Raw genomic sequence first — 18694 nt, 5'->3', positions numbered from 1 at the left:
TCTAACCCGCTGGTGCGATCTCGACCGGGATCCCGTTGAGCACCGCCGTGCCCGACAACGGGTCGAGCGAACCGCCGTCGTTGAGCTGGTTGACATTCACGCCCGGCTGGCCCGCCGCCACCCGTTGGCCGGTGCCGTCGCGGTCGTGCCCCCAGCCGTGCGGCAGTGACACCACGCCGCGGCGCATCCCGGGCGTCAGTTCGATCGGCGCCAGCAGTTCGCCGCCGGGCCCCTTGACGACGGCGGTGTCGGTCAGCCCGAGATCGGCCGCGTCGTCGGGATGGATCCGCAGCGTGCACCGGTTCGAGCCGCCCGCCAGCGCGGGCACGTTGTGCATCCAGCTGTTGTTGGACCGCAGATGGCGCCTGCCGATCAGCAGGAACCCGTCGGTGCGCGCGCCGAGCGCGTCGCGCAGCCTGGCGGCGTCGGCGAGCAACTGGTGCGGCGCGAGTTCGATTCGGCCCGTTGGGGTTCGCAGCACCTGCGCCAGCCGCGGCTGCAGCGGCCCGAGGTCGACGCCGTGCGGCGCGGCCTTGAGCCTGGCCAGCGTGAGCCCGTCGGGTTTCGCGCCGAACGCGTCGCCGTAGGCGCCCAGCCGCAGCATCATGTCCAGGCGGCGTTCGTAGCCGGGGCCGGCGGGCAGCATCGCGACGAGCTCGTCGACCGGCCGGCCCGCGACCGGCGAATCCGGGTCCGCGACCTCCTTGGCCAACGTCCCCGCGATCACCTGCTCGTCGACCAGCGCCGGATCCCCTTGCGCGCCAACGCCGTAAAAGATCAGCGCGATGCGGGACAGGATCTCGGCCTCGTCCGGCCTGCCGGTCAGCGGCAGCGCGGGCGGCGAGTAGCGGGCGTTGTTGCGCACCGCGAGCGCGTTGAGCGCGAGGTCGAAATGCGCGCTGCGCGACGGCGGAGGCGGCGGCAGGATGACGTCGGCGTGGCGAGTGGTCTCGTTGAGGTACGGGTCGACGCTGAGCATGAACTCGACGCCGGCGAGCGCGTGAGCCAGACGGTCCCCGTCGGGCGCCGACAGCACGGGATTGCCCGCGATCGTGACGACCGCCTTGATCTGCCCGTCGCCGGGCGTGTCGAGTTCCTCGGCGAGCGCCGCGGCCGGAAACTCCGACAGCGCTTCGGGATAACCCGACACCCGGCTGTGCCAGCGTCCGATCGCGAATCCGCGGCCGGGCTTCGGTGGCCGCGGCGCCGGGGCGATCGGCGAGAGCGGGAACATCGCGCCGCCCGGCCGGTCGAGGTTGCCGGTGAGGACGTTCACCACGTCGACCAGCCAGCTGCCCAGCGTGCCGAATTCGACCGTGGACGTGCCGATCCGGCCGTAGACGGCCGCCGACGGCGCCCCGGCGATCTCGCGGGCCAGCGTGCGGATGTCCTCGGAGTCCAGCCCGCAGTGCTCGGCCGCCGCCTCGGGGGTGAAGTCCGCTGCGAGTGCCGCGACCTCGTCGACGCCGTTGACGTGGCCGTCGAGGTGTTTGAGGTCGACGAGCCCCTCGTCGAACAGCACGTGCACGACGGCCAGCAGCAGCGCCGCGTCGGTGCCGGGCCGCGGCGCGAGGTGCCAATCGGCCAGTTCGGCGGTGCGGGTCCGGGCCGGGTCGATCACGACGAGGCGGCCGCCGCGCTTGCGCAGCGCGCGCAGCTTGCCCGGGAAGTCGGCGGCCGTGGCCAGGCTGCCGTTGGAGACCATCGGGTTGGCGCCGATGACGACGAGGTAGTCGGTGCGGTCGAGGTCGGGCACGGTGAACGCGACCGGGCTGCCGAACATCAGACCCAGCGACACGTGCTTGGGCATCTGGTCGAGTGTGCTGGCCGAGTACACCTGGCGGGTGCCCAGCGCCTTCACCACCACCGGCGTGTACAGCCCGCCCGCGACGGTGTGGGCGTTCGGGTTGCCCAGGTAGACCCCTACCGACGCGCCGCCGTGTTCGGCGATCACGCGGCTCAGCCCCTCCTCGGCCGCCGCGAACGCCTCCTCCCAACTGGCCTCGGTCAGCACCCCGTCGCGGCGCACCAGCGGTGCGGTCAACCGGTCGGGGTCGTTGTCGAGTTCGGCGAAGCTGGCGCCCTTCGGGCAGATGAAGCCGTGGCTGAACACGTCGTCCTTGTCCCCGCGCGCGCCGGTCACCCGGCCGTCGTCGATGCTCAGCGTCAGACCGCAGGTGGCCTCACACAGGGGACATATGCGAAGGGCTGTTTCGCTCATGCCCTTCATCTTGCGCCAGACGGGTGTTCCCCGCGGCGGGTCAGGACTTCTCGTAGACCTTCGGGTCGAGCGTGCCGATGTAGTCGAGGTCGCGGTAGCGCTCGGCGTAGTCGAGGCCGTAGCCGACGACGAACTCGTTGGGGATGTCGAAGCCGACGTGGGCGATGTCGACGTCGGCGCGTACCGCGTCGGGCTTGCGCAGCAGCGCGCACACCCGCAGCGAGCGGGGATGGCGGGTCGCCAGGTTGCGCAGCAGCCACGACAGGGTCAGGCCCGAGTCGACGATGTCCTCGACGATCAGCACGTCGCGGCCGTTGATGTCGCGGTCGAGGTCCTTGAGGATGCGCACCACCCCCGACGACGACGTCGACGATCCGTAGGAGCTGACCGCCATGAACTCCAGCTGCGTGGGCAGCGGGATCGCGCGGGCCAGGTCGGTGACGAAGAACACCGCACCCTTGAGCACGGTCACCAGCAGCAGATCCTGGCCGCCCGCGGCGACGGTGTCGCGGTACTCGTCGCCGATGCGGGCGCCGAGCTCGGCGATCTTCGCCTGGATCTCGTCGGAGGACAGCAGCACCGACTTGATGTCGCCGGAGTAGAGCTCGGCGGATTGCTCAGGCACGAGCACAGTTTTTCATGTTCCCGACCGGCTCGGTGTGCAGGGTCAGCATGCCGCCACGCCGGCCGGCGAACAGCCGCTGATCGCGCAGCGGCGAGCCGACCGCCACCCCGCCCTGCCCGCGCCATGAAACCACCAGCGCGTCGACGGCGCGGATCTGCTTGTCGGTCAGCCCGGCGGCGCCGCCGTCGAGCAGCCAGCGGCGAATGACCCTGCGCCGCAACGCCTCCGGCATCGCTTCGAGGCCCGCGACGGTCAGCGCTCCGGCGACCCGGAGCCCGGCCAGCGACTGGCCGGCCAGGTCGTCGAGGGTGTCGGTGTCGGCGCGCAGCGCGGCGGCGGTCCTGGCCAGCGCTTCGGCGACCCCGCCACCGAGCACGTCCTCGAGCAGCGGCAGCACTTCGTTGCGCAGCCGCACCCTGGTGAACCGCCGGTCGGTGTTGTGCGGATCCTGCCACGGCGTCACCTCGAGTTCGGCGCACGCCGCCACCGTCACCGCCCGCCGCACCCCGAGCAGGGGGCGGCACCACGGCGGGTCGTGTGGTCGCATGCCCGCGATCGACCGCGGGCCCGAGCCGCGACCGAGCCCGAGCAGCACCGTCTCCGCCTGGTCGTCGAGGGTGTGGCCCAGCAGCACGGGGGCGCCGGCTCGCGCGGTGTCCAGCGCCTGGTAGCGGGCGGTGCGGGCCGCGGCTTCCGGCCCGCCGGTCGTGCCGACCTGAACCGGAATCACCTGAGCGTCAATGCAACCCAACGACAGCGCCTGTTCGCGCGCGCTCGCGGCGACGCTCGCAGAGTCCGGTTGCAGCTGGTGGTCGACGATCAACGCCGTGGTCGGCCGGAGCGCGGCCGCCGCCGCGGTCAGCGAAAGCGAGTCGGCGCCGCCGGACAGTGCGACGCACCAGCGCTCGTCGCCGAGGCCGGCGGCGAACGCCGCGACCGCGGTCCGCACCGCTGCTAGAGCACCCGGTCGATCCATAGTTGCGGTTCATCGATTTCGGTTGGCAGCGGCAGAGTTTCGGGTGCGGTCCAGATCGCGTTGAAGCGCGCCATGCCGACCTTGCCGACGACGGCGTCGACGAACGCCTTGCCGCGGGTGTACTGGCTGAGCTTGGCGTCGAAGCCCAGCAGCGCGCGCACCACCCGCTGCAGCGGCGGCTGCTTGCGTTGACGCCGTTCGTCGAACCGCCTGCGGATGGTGGCCACCGACGGCACCACTGCGGGACCGACGGCGTCCATCACGTGGTCGGCGTGGCCTTCGAGCAGCGTGCCCAGCACCAGCAACTGGTCGAGTGCCTCGCGTTGCGGCGGGGACTGCACGGCCCGCAGCAGCCCGACCATACCGGCCGAATTCGGTTCGGCCTCACCGTTGTTCGATGGTTCGCGGCGGCGGCGTACGAACTCCGCCAGCCGGGACACGACCTGCGCGACGTCGTCGCTGCTCTCCTCGGTGAGCACCCCGAGCGCGCGCGACATGTGCTCGGCCAGCCACGGGTTGGCCCGGAACTGCACACGGTGCGTGACCTCGTGCAGGCACACCCAGAGCCGGAAATCGTAGGGCTGCACCCGCAGTTGGCGTTCGACGGCGACCACGTTCGGATACACCAGCAGCAGTTCCCCGTGGTCCGGACCGAACGGGTCGTACTGCCCGAGGATTCCCGACGACACGAACGCGAGCACCGCGCCGGTCTGCGCGCCGGTGATGCGTCCGCTGATCGATCCGGCCTTGGAGTCGCCGTCGTCGTGCCCGCCGGTCATCACTCGCATGGACTGCGTGGCGGCCCGAATCCACTGCGGGCGGTCGACGATTCGCGCCTCGGGGATCTCGCCGCCTTCGTTGAGCCCGGTGACTTCGCGCACCGGCAGTTCGGCGGAGCGCGCCGCCTCCGACAATTGCTCGATGACCTGGTTGCGGGTGTAGGAGGTGACGGCCGGACCGGGCCGCGCCAGTTTCTCGCCGACGGTGGCCGCGAACTTCCAGTCCACGGCGCGGCCCACCGACAGCGAGGACTTGCCCGTGCTCATGCGCTGCACCCGCAGGAGCGCAGCACCGCGGCCAGGTTGTCGAGCGCGATGCGCCCGGTCGGGCCCGCGTTGTTGGAGATCAGCGCAAACGTCAGCACCCGGCCGCTCTCGTCGGTGACGATGCCCGACAGCGAGTTGGTGCCCGTCAGCGAGCCGGTCTTGGCACGCAGGAACCCGGCGGCCGCCGTGTCCAGGTAGCGGTTCGACAGCGTCCCGCTGCCCCCGGCAATCGGCAGCAGGTCGACCAGCGGCCGCAACGCCGGGTGCTCGTCGCCGGCGGCGGCCTGCACCACCTCGTCAAGGGTCCTGGCGGTGAGCCGGTCGTCGATTGACAAGCCGCTGGAGTCCAAGAGCCGAGCCCCGGTGACGTCGATGCCGGCATCGTCGAGGGCGGCGAGCACGGCCCGCGCCGCCCCGTCAAAACTCTGCGGCTTGCCGGCCTGCGCGGCGACCTCGCGGCCGATCGCCTCGGCCATCACGTTGTCGGAGGCGTTCATCATGTCGCGCAGCCGCGAGATCAGCGGCGGCGACTGCACGGCGGCGATCTCCTGGCCGGTGGCGGCGCCCGGCAGCACCGTGACCGTGGCCGGGTCGACCTTCAGCGCCACCGCCAGCGCGCGGCCCGCGTCCAGCGCCGGCGTGTGGGACCGCACGGAGTCGTAGCTCACCGGTTGGGTGCGGCCGCCGTCGAGCATCACCGACTCCATCGGCGCGATGTCACCGAAGTCGATGTCGAGGGGGTCCCACCCCGGCGCCATCGTCGGGCCGCTGTAGGCACTGACGTCGACGACCACCTGGGTGACCTCGATGCCGCTGCCGCGCACCTGTTCGGCCAGATCGCTGATGCGGGCCGCGTCGCGATACCAGGTGTCCTCGCCGGGCGGCGCGGCCGACAGCGTCGGGTCGCCGCCGCCCTTGAGCACCACCACCCCCGGCCGGCTGCCGCGCAGCACCCGGGTGGTCAGCCGGGCGTCGCGGTCCAGCGTCAGCAAGGCCGCCGCGGTCGTCAACGATTTGTTGGTCGACGCCGGCTGCATCGGCACCTCGGCGCGCTGCGCCCACAGCTCGGCGCCGGTGAGCGCGTCGGTGATCCGGCCGGTGAGGTCGCCGAGGTTCGGGTCGGCCAGCGCCGGCGCCAGCGCCGCCGCCAGCCGGGCCGCGACCGGTTTGGGCGCCGAGTCGGCCACCGGCACGACGGCGGGGTTCGCGGTCGCGGCGGCAGGCGTGGGCTTGATGGCCGCCGCATCGGGCGCCTCGCGGGTGGTCAGCACCGCCGCCACCGCGACCACGACCGCCACCAGCAGCAATACCGCCACCCCGACCGCCACATGCGTCGATCGCCGCCACCGCGTGGGCCGCATAACTCTCCTGCTCGACTAGACCGCCCCCTCACAGCAGCGTATCGCTCGTTTAAGGTTGACCCGCGTCGTCGACAGACGACCCCCAGACAGAGCACAGGGCAAGGAGCCGCGGCGGTGCAGTTCGACGTAGTCATCGAGATCCCCAAGGGTTCGCGCAACAAGTACGAGGTCGACCACGAGACCGGGCGGGTGAAGCTGGACCGCTACCTGTACACGTCGATGGCCTATCCGACCGACTACGGGTTCTTCGAGAACACCCTGGGCGAGGACGGCGATCCGCTGGACGCACTGCTGCTGCTGCCGGAGTCGGTGTTCCCGGGCTGCATCGTCGAGGCCCGCCCGGTCGCGATGTTCCGGATGACCGACGAGGCAGGCGGCGACGACAAGGTGCTGTGCGTGCCCGCCGACGACCCGCGCTGGGAGCACATCCAGGACCTCGGCGACGTGCCCGCGTTCGAACTCGAGGCGATCAAGCACTTCTTCGTGCACTACAAGGACCTCGAGCCGGGCAAGTACGTCAAGGCCGCCGACTGGGTGGGCCGCGAGGAGGCCGAGGCCGAGGTCAACGCCTCGGTCGAGCGGTTCAAGAAGTCCGGCCACTGACCCGCGCAGCGAACACCCGCCGCTGAATTTTCCTCGCCGTAACACGGCGTAACCCGCGTGTTCTCTGCGCCTCTGATCATGGCTTCTGTGTTGATGCATCAGGGGATCGGCCTCGAGGCGTTCAACGCAATGCCGATGCGCAGAGCGGTGCACGCGGTGTACGAGTGCTGCTACAGCGTCCCGCTGGCCGCCGACCTGTGCCGCGGCCGGCCCTATCCCGACCACGAGTCGCTGTACCGGGCGGCCGACGCGTCGCTGTTCAGCCTCGGTGAAGACTCGATCGACACGATCCTGCAGGCCTACCCCGACGTCGGGCGCCGGCCGGGCAGCGAGAAGTCCGCGGCCGAACAGTGCGCGATCTGGTGCGACCAGCCGGAGATGATGGAGCGGCTGGCCAACGCCGCCAGGCAATACCTCGAACACTTCGGGTTCGGCTTCGTGATGTTCATCAACGGCTACAACGCCGAACAGGTGCTCGCGACGATGACCGACCGGCTGCACAACGACGCCGACACCGAGCGCAAGATCGTGCGCAACGAACTGGCCCGGATCAACCGCACCCGGCTGGAACGCATGCTCGGCCCCGAGGGCGGCTACGACAACTGGTGACCGCTAGGCGGCTCGCCACTCCCTGATCTTGGCCGCCTGCCGCTCACCGAGTTCGAGAATCAGGTCCGCGGGCGCCGGATCGTTGGGCGGACCGTCGAATTCGATTGTGGTGGCGGCGTTTCCTTCGGTGAACGTCAACACCGCGACCGCCTCCGTGCCGTCCGGCGACGTCCCGGTGACCATCGTGCCGCCGGTGCCGACCGCCGCCGGCTGGGTCTGCGGATTGCCGACCTCGGCCGCGGCGCCCGCCAGCGCCGCCGCGGCGGCCGCGGCGTCGGGCAGGATCAGGATCGTGGTGGTGATCTGACGCGTGCCGCCCTCGCGGTGCGTGTACTCGGCCATCACCCCCGGCTGGCCGTTCGGGTTGAGATCGAGCGGCGCCGCGCTGTACGCCAGCGAGTCGGTCAACGTGTTCGGGTCGACGGGCAGCACGCTGTAGTCCGTGGATTCCGCTGCGGCGGAACCGGTTCCGAACACCAACCCGAGCCCCATCACCGCCGAGACCAGCCCGGCACGCGTCGCGCTCAGCATGGGTAGCACGCCCAGCCGCGCCAGCCGTCGCGCCAGAACCAGCCCGGCCCGCAGCCCATCCGGCCCGTCGTGCCCTCGCAGTCGTACGCCTTGACCTTCGGCGCCTCGGGCGTCACCTGGACGTGGCCCGGAGTCGCGGGCGGCGTCGAGGCGGCGTCGGCCACCTGAGCGGTGGCGAGTGGGCCGACGATCAACGCGCCCACCGCCAGTGTGGTCGCCAGTTTCCGCATCAGAACCCCCTTGAATGTGGCGGACGCGTCAAGACGCTACTCCGGGGCGACCGCCCAAGCGGCCCGTTTGCCCTCATCAGCGCGGTCGGCACCGGCATGATGAGCCGATGCAGCAGACCGTGCACGGGCAGTGGGACAAGCGGTTCGACGGCGTCGCCGACGCGCTGGCCGACGAGATCGCCAAGGGTGATGAACTCGGCGCGTCGATCGCCGTCGACCTCGACGGCGAACTCGTCGTCGACATCTGGGGTGGGCACGCCGACCGCGCCGCCACGATCCCGTGGGCCGAGCACACCATCGTCAACTTCTGGTCCTGCAGCAAGACGCTCACCGCGCTGGCCGCGCTCATCCTCGTCGACCGCGGGCAGCTCGACCCGTTCGCCCCGGTGGCTGCCTACTGGCCCGAGTTCGGCGCAAACGGCAAGCAGGACATCGAGATTCGCCATCTGCTCGCCCACACCTCGGGGGTGTCGGGCTGGGAGGCGCCGTTCGGGATCGACGACATCTACGACTGGACGGCGGCCACCGAGCGGCTGGCCAAACAGGAACCGTGGTGGGCACCGGGCACCGCATCGGGATATCACGCGCTCAACTACGGGCACCTGATCGGCGAGGTGGTCCGGCGGATCACCGGTTCGTCGCTCAAGGACTTCATCCGCGACGAGATCGCCACGCCGCTGCAGGCCGACGTCCAGCTCGGCGCCCGCCCCGAGGACACCCATCGCATCGCGGAACTGGTCCCTCCCCCGCCGCTGGACCTGCCGCTCGACCTGCTGCCCGCCGACCATCCGCTGATCAAGACGTTCGGACCGCTGCTGGGCACGACCGCCGACTTCGCCGCCGTCGCCGAGACCGACGGCTGGCGGCGGGCAGACATCGGCGGCGCCAACGGTCACGGCAACGCCAGGGCGCTGGCGCGCGCACTGTCACCGATCTCGCGGGGCGGCGCCGCGCACGGCGTCCAGCTGCTGCGTCCCGAGACGATCGACCTGATTTTCTCGGAGCAGGTCGACGGCACGGACGTCGTGCTGATGGTGCCGCTGCGGTTCGGGATCGGTTTCGGCCTGCCCAGCGCGGCGTTCCCGGCGTTCCCGGAGGGGCGCATCTGCTTCTGGGGCGGCTGGGGCGGTTCGATGGCGGTGATGGACACCGACCGTCGAGCCACGATCACCTACGTGATGAACAAGATGGGCCCCGGCACCACCGGCACCGAGCGCACGAACCGCTACGCCACCGCGATCTACGAGGCTCTCGGCTGATCGCGCGCCGCCAGCCGGTGCAGCACGTCGCGGGCGAGGGCGCGCACATCCTGGCGCGGTGACGCCGGCACCAGCGTGACGCCGTCCGCGACGTCGGCCAGTTCGATGTCGGTGATGAGCCCGGCCAGCCCGTCGACCGGCCCGCCGTAACGCACCCCGGCGACCGGGTCGAGCGTGTCATGCACCGAGCGGAAGTCCGCTGCCACGGCCACCGTGACGTCGAGGATCACCGCGACGTCCTCGGCGCCGGCCCGGATCCGCGCGCGCACGCGGCGGGCCTCCTGCAGATCGGTCGCGGCAACGCGGACAGGCCGCTGCCCGCCCTCGGTCACTTCAGTCCAGCCGCCGTCGGGCGCATCGGTCACGAATAGACGCACCCGTCGAACCTAGAGGCGCCGCGGACCTGCGTCGACGGTTGCGATCAGCGCGAATCCAACGTCTTGTCGGTACCGGTCTCGTCGCCGGCTTTCTTCACGTCGTGCACGCGGGTCTTGTACAGGCTCGCGACGGTGGTGATGAGCAGCGTGACGACGATGACGCCCAGCGACCACAGCGTCGGGATCTCCGGCACCGGGACGTGGTTGCCGCCGTTGATGAACGGCACCTCGTTCTCGTGCAGCGCGTGCAGCAGCAGCTTCACACCGATGAAGGCCAGGATGAACGCCAGCCCCTGGGACAGGTAGACCAGCCGCTTGAGCAGATCGCCCAGCAGGAAGTACAGCTGACGCAGACCCATCAGCGCGAACACGTTCGCGGTGAACACCAGGTACGGCTCGCGGGTCAGGCCGTAGATCGCGGGGATGGAATCCAGCGCGAAGATCAGGTCGGTGGTGCCGAGCGCGACGATGACCAGGAACATCGGGGTCATCACCCGCTTGCCGTTCTCCTTGATCCACAGCTTCAGGCCGTCCCACTTGTCGGTGAGGCTGAGGTGGTTGCGCGCGAACCGAACCACGACGTTGTCGCCGTCGTCCTCGTGGTCGGTGTCGCGGGCCAGGTTGATCGCGGTGTAGATCAGGAACGCGGCGAAGATGTAGAACACCCAGGAGAACTGGTTGATCGCCACCGCGCCGAGCGCGATGAAGATGCCGCGGAAGATCAGCGCCAGGATGATGCCGACCAGCAGTGCCTGCTGCTGGTACTTCCTCGGCACGTTGAAGCTGGCCATGATGATCAGGAACACGAACAGGTTGTCGACGGACAAGCTGTATTCGGTGAGCCAGCCGGCGAAGAACTCCAACCCGAACTGGCTGCCGTGGAAGAACCAGGTCCACAACCCGAAGGCGATGGCCAGCCCGACGTAGAACGTCAGCGCAATCCCGGTTTCCTTCTTCGACGGTTCGTGTGGTCGGCGGCCGATCACCACGACGTCGAACAGCAGGATGGCGATCGTCACGCTCAGCGTGATGATCCATTCGAGTTGAGAAACGTTCACTTATCCTCCGGTCGTCAAAGCGCCGGAGGTCTCTTCCACCGCACGTCGCCGTGTCAGCCCGCAGCACCGGTCGTCCGATGACGGCCGACGTGATGACGACGCCGCGGCGAAGGAATACTCCCCTCCAGCCGACGATTCTGCCAGGAACAACGGAATGACCGAAATCGGCGACGTCAAACCCCTGGCCGCGGACCGCGCTGAGTAACTTTGTAGCCGTGACTGGGGATTTTCAGGTCAGCGAGGCGCCGCACACCGCGTCGCCGCTGATGCCTCAGTACCTGGTGTCCGCGTTCGCGCCCGCCCCGCGCACGCTCATCGACATCCTCTACGACACGGCCGCGCGCTACCCGGAAGCCCCGGCCATCGACGACGGCACCGTGCAGCTCACCTATGCCGAGCTGATCACCGACATCGAGGACAGCGTGGCGTGGCTGGCGGCGCGCGGCATCGGCCGGGGCGACCGCATCGGCATCCGGATGCCGTCGGGCAGCTACGCGCTCTACGTGGCGATCCTCGCGACGCTGGCCACCGGCGCCGCCTACGTCCCCGTCGACGCGGACGACCCGCAGGAGCGCGCCGACCTGGTGTTCGGCGAGGCCAACGTGGTGGCGGTCATCACCGAGGCGGGCCTGGTCCGTGGGCCCGGCTCGTCGCGCGGCTGGCGCGCCACGTCCCCGCTGGGCCGCGACGACGCGTGGATCATCTTCACGTCCGGCTCCACCGGCACGCCGAAGGGCGTCGCGGTCACCCACCGCAGCGCGGCCGCGTTCGTCGACGCCGAGGCGCGAATGTTCTTGCAGGACAATCCCCTCGGCCCCGGCGACCGGGTGTTGGCCGGATTGTCGGTGGCGTTCGACGCGTCCTGCGAGGAGATGTGGCTGGCCTGGCGGCACGGCGCCTGCCTGGTGCCCGCACCGCGGTCGCTGGTGCGCAGCGGGATGGACCTGGGTCCGTGGCTGATCGCCCGGGACATCACCGTGGTCTCGACGGTGCCGACGCTCGCGGCGCTATGGCCGGCCGAGGCGCTCGAGGCGGTGCGGCTGCTGATCTTCGGCGGGGAGGCCTGCCCACCCGACCTCGCCGAACGGCTCGCCGTAGAAGGCCGCGAGGTGTGGAACACCTACGGGCCCACCGAGGCGACGGTGGTGGCGTGCCTGGCCAAACTCGACGGCACCGGGCCGGTGAGCATCGGCCTGCCGCTGCAGGGTTGGGACCTGGCGGTCGTCGACCAGCACGGCGCCCCGGTCGGGCCCGGCGAGGTCGGTGAGCTCGTCATCGGCGGTGTCGGGCTGGCCCGCTACCTCGATCCCGACAAGGACGCCGAGAAGTACGCGCCGATGCCGACGCTGGGCTGGTCGCGGGCCTACCGCAGCGGCGATCTCGTGCGGCTCGAACACGACGGGCTGTACTTCGTGGGGCGCGCCGACGATCAGGTGAAGGTCGGCGGGCGACGCATCGAACTCGGCGAGGTGGACACCGCGCTGGTGAACCTGCCGGGGGTCAGCGGCGGCGCAGCCGCGGTCCGGCGCACCGCGGGTGGCACTCCCCTGCTCGTCGGCTACATCGCCAGCGCGGACCCGGCGTTCGACCTCGCCGCCGCGCGCGCCGCACTGGCCGAGACGCTGCCTGCCGCGCTGATCCCGCGGCTGGTGCGCGTCGAGGAGCTGCCCACCCGCACGTCCGGCAAGGTGGACCGTGACGCGTTGCCGTGGCCGGTGGACGACGCCGGCGGTGCTGCCGACGGACCCGAGCTGGCCGGCACGATGGGCTGGGTCGCCGGCCTGTGGCGCGAGGTGCTGGCCGCCCCCGTCGACGGCCCCGAGGCCGACTTCTTCGCGCTCGGCGGCGGGTCGCTGTCGGCGGCCCAACTGGTCGCCGCGCTGCGGCAGCGCTACCCGCAGGTGACCGTCGGCGACCTCTACGACCATCCGCGGCTGGGTTCACTGGCCGGCTTCCTCGACGAACTCGACCCGCCGCCACAGGTTCGGACGCGCACGGTGAAGCCGACGCCGCGCCTCACCCAGGCCGCGCAGGTCGCGTTGTCGCTGCCGCTGGCCACGCTCGCGGGCCTGCAGTGGGTGGTGTGGGCGGCGCTGCTCAACAACCTTGCCGCGCCGTTCGTGTCGTGGGCCGTGCCGGTGAACTGGTGGCTCGTCGGGGTCGGGTTCCTGCTGTTCGTCACGCCACTGGGCCGGATGGGCATCGCGGCGCTGTGCGCGCGGATGCTGCTGGGCGGGCTGCAGCCCGGCACGTACCGGCGCGGCGGCGCGGTGCACCTGCGGGTGTGGCTCGCCGAACGGCTCGCCGACGCCAGCGGCGCCGAAAACCTCGCCGGCGCACCGTGGTTGGTGTACTACGCGCGCGCGTTGGGCAACCGCGTCGGCAAAGGTGTGGACCTGCACTCGACGCCGCCGGTGACCGGGTTGCTCAAACTCGGGCACCGCAGTTCGGTCGAACCCGAGGTCGACCTGTCAGGACACTGGATCGACGGCGACCACTTCCACGTCGGCACCATCACCATCGGCAACGACGCCACCGTCGGTGCCCGCACCACGCTGCTGCCCGGCGCAGTGGTCGGCAAGAATGCCGACGTGGCACCGGGTTCCGGCGTCGTCGGCAAGGTGAAGAACGGCCAGTACTGGAAGGGTTCGCCGGCGGTGAAGTCCGGCAAGGCGCGCCACCCGTGGCCCGATCACCGGCCGCCGCGCGCGCCGCTGTGGGTCGGCGTCTACGGCGTCACGAGCATCCTGCTGAGCGCGCTGCCACTGGTGGCCATCGGCGCGGGCCTGGCCGTTGTCGGGTACGGCATCCGCGACACGCCGTCCCTGGCCGCCGCGATCGCGCCGGCCGCGCTGTGGGCACCGCTCGCGACGCTGGCGGCCGCGGCGGCATACGCGGCGCTCACCGTACTCGGGGTGCGGCTGCTGTCGGTGCGGTTACGCGAGGGTTATCACCCGGTGCGCAGCCGGATCGGCTGGCAGATCTGGGCCACCGAGCGGCTGATGGACGCCGCGCGCAACTACCTGTTCCCGATCTACGCCAGCCTGCTGACACCGTGGTGGCTGCGGCTGCTGGGCGCCAAGGTCGGTGCGGGAACCGAGATCTCGACCGCGCTGCTGACGCCGAAGTTCACCGTCGTCGAGGACGGCGCGTTCCTGGCCGACGACACGATGGTCGGCTCCTACGAGTTGGGCGGCGGCTGGATCCACGTCGCCCGGGCGACGATCGGCAAGCGCGCGTTCCTCGGCAACTCCGGCATCACCCAACCGGGCCGCAAGGTGCCCGACGACGGCCTGGTCGCGGTGCTGTCCGCGGCGCCACACAAGGCCAAGGCCGGTTCGTCATGGCTGGGCAGCCCGCCGGTCCGGTTGCGCCGCAAGCCGACCGCGGCCGACGCGCTGCGCACGTTCCACCCGTCGGCGCGGCTGAAGCTGCTGCGCGGCCTGGTCGAAACCTGCCGGATCGTGCCGCTGATCGTGACGTTCGGCATCGGGGTGGCGGTGCTGCTGACCCTGCAGTGGCTGGCGCTCCAGTTCGGCTGGGGTTGGGCGGCCGCCGCGTCCGGGCTGGTGTTACTCGCGGCGGGCGCCATCGCCGGGTGCGTCGCGGTGATCGCGAAATGGGTTGTGGTGGGCCGGATCAGGGCCGTCGAACATCCGCTGTGGTCGGCGTTCGTGTGGCGCAACGAGGTGGCCGACACGTTCGTCGAGACGGTGGCGGCCCCGTGGTTCGCCCGCGCGGCCAGCGGCACGCCCGTGATGAACCTGTGGTTGCGTGCGCTCGGCGCCAGGATTGGGCGCGGCGTCTGGTGTGAGACGTACTGGCTGCCGGAGGCCGACCTGGTCACCCTCGGCGACGGCGCCACCGTCAACCGGGGCTGCGTCGTGCAGACCCACCTGTTCCATGACCGCATCATGCGCGTGGATTCCGTTGTGCTGGAGGCAGGTTCGACACTCGGCACGCACTGCGTGGCCCTGCCGGCGGCCCGTGTCGGTGCGGGCGCCACCGTCGGGCCGGCGTCTTTGGTCATGCGCGGCGACGAGGTACCCGCCTCGACCCGCTGGCAGGGCAACCCGATCGCACCGTGGCAGACTGTGCGCAAGAAACGGCGCGACGCGGCGACACCTTCGACCCGAGAAACGGCCGCGTGACCAGAACCAAGAAGAATCCCGCTCCGGTCATCGACCCCTACCTGCCCACCAGCGGCAATTTCGGCTACCGCGCGTCACGCTACGACCTCGAGCTCACCTACAAGGTGGCGAGCAACCGGCTCGCGGGCACCGCCACGATCACCGCGGTCACGCTCGCGTCGCTGCGCACCTTCACCCTCGACCTCTCGCCGGCGCTGTCGGTGTCGAAGGTGACCGTCAACGGCAACCGCCCGCAGTTCCGCACCGCCTCGGGCAAGCTGCACATCACGCTGCGCGACGCGCTGCCCGCCGGCGCGGCCATGACGATCGTCGTGCGCTACGGCGGCAACCCGCGCCCCATCCGATCCCAGTGGGGCGACGTGGGATTCGAGGAGCTGACCGAAGGCGCCCTGGTCGCCGGCCAACCTAACGGCGCGCAGTCGTGGTTCCCGTGTGACGACCACCCCGCGGCCAAGGCGAGCTTTCGCATCCAGATCGCCGCCGAGAGCCCGTACCGGGTGATCGCCAACGGCGAACTGGTGTCGCACCGCGCCCGCGCCGGAATGACGACGTGGGTCTACGACCTGCCCGAGCCGACGTCGACGTATCTGGTGACGCTGCAGATCGGCATGTACGGCAGGCACCGGATGGCCAAGAACGGCGTCGAGATCCACGCCGTGCTGCCGGACCGCCTGCGTGACACCTTTGACTACGACTTCGCGCGGCAACCGCAGATGATGAAGCTGTTCGTCAAACTGTTCGGCGACTATCCGCTCGCGGAGGGTTACACCGTCGTCGTCACCGACGACGAGCTGGAGATTCCGCTTGAGGCACAGGGCATCTCGATCTTCGGGGCGAACCACTGCGACGGTGAACGCGGCGCCGAGCGGTTGATCGCGCACGAACTGGCCCACCAGTGGTTCGGCAACTCGGTGACCGCGCAGCGCTGGCGGCACATCTGGCTGCACGAGGGGTTCGCCTGCTACGCCGAGTGGTTGTGGTCGGAGAACTCCGGCGGGCGCAGCGCCGACGCGTGGGCCCAGCACTATCACCGCCGGCTGGCCCAGTCGCCGCAGGACCTCGTGCTCGCCGATCCCGGGCCGCGCGACATGTTCGACGACCGCGTATACAAGCGGGGGGCGCTGACCCTGCATGTGTTGCGGCGACACATCGGCGACGACAACTTCTTCACGCTGCTGCGGGAGTGGACACGCCGCTACCGGCACAGCACCGTCGTGACCGACGACTTCACCGGTCTGGCGTCGCACTACGCCGACGACTCGCTGCGCCCGTTGTGGACGGCGTGGCTCTACTCGACCGCGCTGCCCGACCTGGACGCCTCGCCGTGACCGATGCGGGCGCACCGCTGGGTGCGACCGGTCCGTCGACGGCCGGGCCGGTCACCCGCGGCAGCGTCGTGCGGGTCGGCGCGGCGACCGCGGCCTCCGCGCTGTGCGGCTACGCGGTGCTCTACCTGGCCGCGCGCGACCTGGAACCGGCCGGGTTCTCGGTGTTCGCGGTCTTCTGGGGTGCGTTCGGGCTGGTGACCGGCGCCGCGTTCGGGCTGCTGCAGGAATCCACCCGCGAGGTGCGGTCCATGACGTATGTCGAGATCGCCGTCGGCCCGCGGACCCACCCGCTGCGGGTGGCGGCGCTGGTCGGGGTGGCGGCGGCCGCGGTGATCGCGTTGAGCGCCCCGCTGTGGTCGGGCCGGGTGTTCGTCGAGTCGCGGTGGTTGTCCGTCGCGCTGCTGGCCGTCGGGCTGGCCGGTTTCTGCCTGCACGCGGCGCTGCTCGGGGTGCTGGCGGGGCTGGACCGGTGGACGGCCTACGGCGCGCTGATGGTCACCGACGCCGCGCTGCGGGTGGTGGTGGCCGTCGCGACGTTCATCGTCGGGTGGGGACTGGTCGGCTACCTGTGGGCGACGGTGGCGGGGGCCGTCGCATGGCTGATCCTGCTCGCGACCTCGCCGGCCGGCCGGGACGCGGCCGCGCTGCTGACCCCGGGCGGCACCGCGACTTTCCTGCGCGGCGCGTCGCATTCGATCGCCGCGGCCGGTGCCAGCGCGATCCTCGTGATGGGGTTTCCGGTGCTGCTCAAGGCCACGTCGGGTGATCTGGGCGCCGCGGGCGGGGTGGTGATCCTGGCGGTGACGCTGACCCGGGCGCCGCTGCTGGTTCCGCTGACCGCGATGCAGGGCAACCTGATCGCGCACTTCGTCGACCAGCGCGCGCACCGGCTGCGGGCGCTGGTGGTGCCGGCGACCGTGGTGGCCGGGGTCGGCGCGCTCGGTGTCGTCGCCGCCGGTGCGATCGGACCGTGGCTGCTGCGCAGCGCATTCGGCGCGGACTACCACGCCGACGGCGCGCTGCTGGCCTGGCTCACCGGGGCGGCGGTCGCGATCGCGCTGCTCACCTTGACGGGTGCGGCCGCGGTGGCGGCCGCGCTGCACCGGGCGTACTCACTCGGGTGGGTGTCGGCCACCGTCGCCTCGACGCTGTTGCTGCTGATGCCGCTGGACCTGCAGACCCGCACCGTCGTCGCGCTGCTGTGCGGGCCGGTGGTCGGCATCGTCGTGCACCTGACCGCGCTCGCCGGGAAACGTGCGCCGTGAGCGCGACGCGGCCTCCGCAGCGCCGATCCGTATGCTGGCCCCGTTCTCGAGCGAGGGGGATCAGATGAGTTGGCTGGTGACCGGCGGCGCCGGATACATCGGGTCGCACGTCGTGCGCGCGTTGTCGGACGCCGGGGTGCCGGTCGTGGTGCTCGACGACCTGTCCACCGGGCTGGAGAAGTTCGTGCCGCCCACGGTGCCGCTGGTGCGCGGCACCCTGCTCGACGGCGACCTCGTCGCCCGCACGCTCGCCGAGCACGAGGTTTCCGGCGTCATCCACATCGCGGGCTTCAAGTACGCGGGCGTCTCGGTGCAGCGGCCCCTGCACACCTACGAGCAGAACGTCTCGGCGATGGTCACGCTGCTCAAAGCGATGGACGGCGCGGGCGCGGACAAGCTGGTGTTCTCGTCGAGCGCGGCGACGTACGGCACGCCCGACGTCGACCTGGTCACCGAGCAGACCCCGACGAACCCCGAATCCCCTTACGGGGTGAGCAAATTGATCGGCGAGTGGATGATCCGCGACGCCGGCAGGGCGTCCGGGCTGCGTCACACCAGCCTGCGGTACTTCAACGTGGTGGGGTCGGGTTCGGCCGAGTTGTTCGACGTCAGTCCGCACAACCTGTTCCCGGTCGTGTTCGACATGCTGTGCCGCGGGGAGACACCGCGCATCAACGGCGCCGACTACGCGACCCCCGACGGCACCTGCGTGCGGGACTACGTGCACGTGGCGGACCTGGCGTTGGCGCATGTCGCGGCCGCGCGGCGCCTCGACGCCGGCGAGGCACTCGAGCCCGTGTACAACCTCGGCAGCGGCAGCGGCACCTCGGTGCGCGAGATCATGACGACGATCCGCGACGTCACCGGCTTCGACTTCGAACCTCAGATCGGTGCGCGCAGGCCTGGCGACCCCGCGCGGATCGTCGCCTCCGGGGATCTGGCCGCCCGCGACCTCGACTGGCAGATGCGGCATTCGCTGGAGGAGATGGTGCGGTCGGCGTGGACCGCGCGCCGGCAAGCGGGGGACGCGTATCCGCGGTAAGTCCTGGGTCGC

At 71.0% G+C, this 18694-nt stretch carries 16 protein-coding genes; 7 read left to right on the top strand and 9 right to left on the bottom strand.

The features are described 5' to 3' along the window. Window position 1 precedes the first annotated feature (1 nt). From BLW81_RS09640 to dacB, 5 genes are read right to left on the bottom strand one after another with little or no spacing between them, the layout of a single operon-like run. Entirely contained in the window at window positions 2–2221 is a 2220-nt protein-coding gene (locus BLW81_RS09640; protein ID WP_083410432.1) for a molybdopterin-dependent oxidoreductase, read from the bottom strand. 40 nt (window positions 2222–2261) lie between these two features. After that, the gene (gene hpt / locus BLW81_RS09635) at window positions 2262–2852 is read right to left on the bottom strand and encodes a hypoxanthine phosphoribosyltransferase (protein ID WP_083406962.1); all 591 of its coding nucleotides are present in this window, start codon (window positions 2850–2852) and stop codon (window positions 2262–2264) included. Continuing rightward, window positions 2839–3822: a tRNA lysidine(34) synthetase TilS gene (gene tilS, locus BLW81_RS09630; protein WP_083406961.1), complete on the bottom strand. Its 984-nt coding sequence runs from the start codon at window positions 3820–3822 to the stop codon at window positions 2839–2841. The genes hpt and tilS overlap by 14 nt, the downstream gene beginning before the upstream one ends. Then, window positions 3801–4868 carry an Rv3626c family coenzyme F420 biosynthesis-associated protein gene (locus BLW81_RS09625; RefSeq protein WP_157897642.1) on the bottom strand — a complete coding sequence of 356 codons (1068 nt, stop codon included), beginning with the start codon at window positions 4866–4868 and terminating at the stop codon, window positions 3801–3803. Before BLW81_RS09625 ends, tilS begins: the two co-directional genes overlap by 22 nt. After that, the gene (gene dacB / locus BLW81_RS09620; protein ID WP_083406959.1) at window positions 4865–6229 is read right to left on the bottom strand and encodes a D-alanyl-D-alanine carboxypeptidase/D-alanyl-D-alanine endopeptidase; all 1365 of its coding nucleotides are present in this window, start codon (window positions 6227–6229) and stop codon (window positions 4865–4867) included. The genes BLW81_RS09625 and dacB overlap by 4 nt, the downstream gene beginning before the upstream one ends. Before the next feature lie 114 nt (window positions 6230–6343). Between dacB and BLW81_RS09615 the strand changes: the two genes are divergently transcribed. Next, a complete protein-coding gene (locus BLW81_RS09615; RefSeq protein WP_083406958.1) occupies window positions 6344–6832 on the top strand; it encodes an inorganic diphosphatase in 489 nt (162 codons plus the stop codon). 87 nt (window positions 6833–6919) lie between these two features. Continuing rightward, a complete protein-coding gene (locus BLW81_RS09610) occupies window positions 6920–7441 on the top strand; it encodes a 2-oxo-4-hydroxy-4-carboxy-5-ureidoimidazoline decarboxylase (protein ID WP_173839596.1) in 522 nt (173 codons plus the stop codon). Window positions 7442–7444: 3 nt separating this feature from the next. On the opposite strand, the gene BLW81_RS09605 is transcribed toward BLW81_RS09610, so the two are convergent. Both BLW81_RS09605 and BLW81_RS09600 read right to left on the bottom strand, forming a co-directional pair. Beyond that, window positions 7445–7972 (bottom strand): hypothetical protein, encoded by a 528-nt coding sequence (locus BLW81_RS09605; protein WP_083406957.1) that lies wholly within the window; start codon window positions 7970–7972, stop codon window positions 7445–7447. Further along, a complete protein-coding gene (locus BLW81_RS09600) occupies window positions 7966–8202 on the bottom strand; it encodes a hypothetical protein (protein WP_083406956.1) in 237 nt (78 codons plus the stop codon). Before BLW81_RS09600 ends, BLW81_RS09605 begins: the two co-directional genes overlap by 7 nt. A gap of 107 nt (window positions 8203–8309) precedes the next feature. Between BLW81_RS09600 and BLW81_RS09595 the strand changes: the two genes are divergently transcribed. After that, complete coding sequence (locus BLW81_RS09595) at window positions 8310–9461, top strand: serine hydrolase domain-containing protein (RefSeq protein ID WP_083406955.1); 1152 nt, start codon at window positions 8310–8312, stop codon at window positions 9459–9461. Here BLW81_RS09595 and BLW81_RS09590 read toward each other — a convergent pair. After that, a complete protein-coding gene (locus tag BLW81_RS09590) occupies window positions 9443–9838 on the bottom strand; it encodes a hypothetical protein (protein ID WP_083406954.1) in 396 nt (131 codons plus the stop codon). The genes BLW81_RS09595 and BLW81_RS09590 overlap by 19 nt on opposite strands. A 44-nt stretch (window positions 9839–9882) precedes the next feature. Beyond that, window positions 9883–10896: a TerC family protein gene (locus BLW81_RS09585; RefSeq protein ID WP_083406953.1), complete on the bottom strand. Its 1014-nt coding sequence runs from the start codon at window positions 10894–10896 to the stop codon at window positions 9883–9885. Between the two features lie 266 nt (window positions 10897–11162). On the opposite strand from BLW81_RS09585, the gene BLW81_RS09580 reads away from it, so the two are divergent. The 4 genes from BLW81_RS09580 (at window position 11163) to galE (ending at window position 18682) form a co-directional block, all read left to right on the top strand. Then, a complete protein-coding gene (locus tag BLW81_RS09580; RefSeq protein ID WP_083410429.1) occupies window positions 11163–15047 on the top strand; it encodes a Pls/PosA family non-ribosomal peptide synthetase in 3885 nt (1294 codons plus the stop codon). Further along, entirely contained in the window at window positions 15044–16375 is a 1332-nt protein-coding gene (locus BLW81_RS09575) for a M1 family metallopeptidase (protein ID WP_083406952.1), read from the top strand. The genes BLW81_RS09580 and BLW81_RS09575 overlap by 4 nt, the downstream gene beginning before the upstream one ends. Continuing rightward, a complete protein-coding gene (locus tag BLW81_RS09570) occupies window positions 16372–17640 on the top strand; it encodes a hypothetical protein (protein WP_173839595.1) in 1269 nt (422 codons plus the stop codon). The genes BLW81_RS09575 and BLW81_RS09570 overlap by 4 nt, the downstream gene beginning before the upstream one ends. Before the next feature lie 64 nt (window positions 17641–17704). Further along, window positions 17705–18682 (top strand): UDP-glucose 4-epimerase GalE, encoded by a 978-nt coding sequence (gene galE, locus BLW81_RS09565; RefSeq protein WP_083410427.1) that lies wholly within the window; start codon window positions 17705–17707, stop codon window positions 18680–18682. The last annotated feature ends 12 nt before the right edge of the window (window positions 18683–18694 follow it).

Origin of the sequence: Mycolicibacterium rutilum (assembly GCF_900108565.1) — a bacterium.
In the GTDB taxonomy this organism is placed as follows: domain Bacteria; phylum Actinomycetota; class Actinomycetes; order Mycobacteriales; family Mycobacteriaceae; genus Mycobacterium; species Mycobacterium rutilum.
Note: the sequence above shows the minus strand (reverse complement) of the source record. Positions and strands in the feature narration are given on the sequence as shown.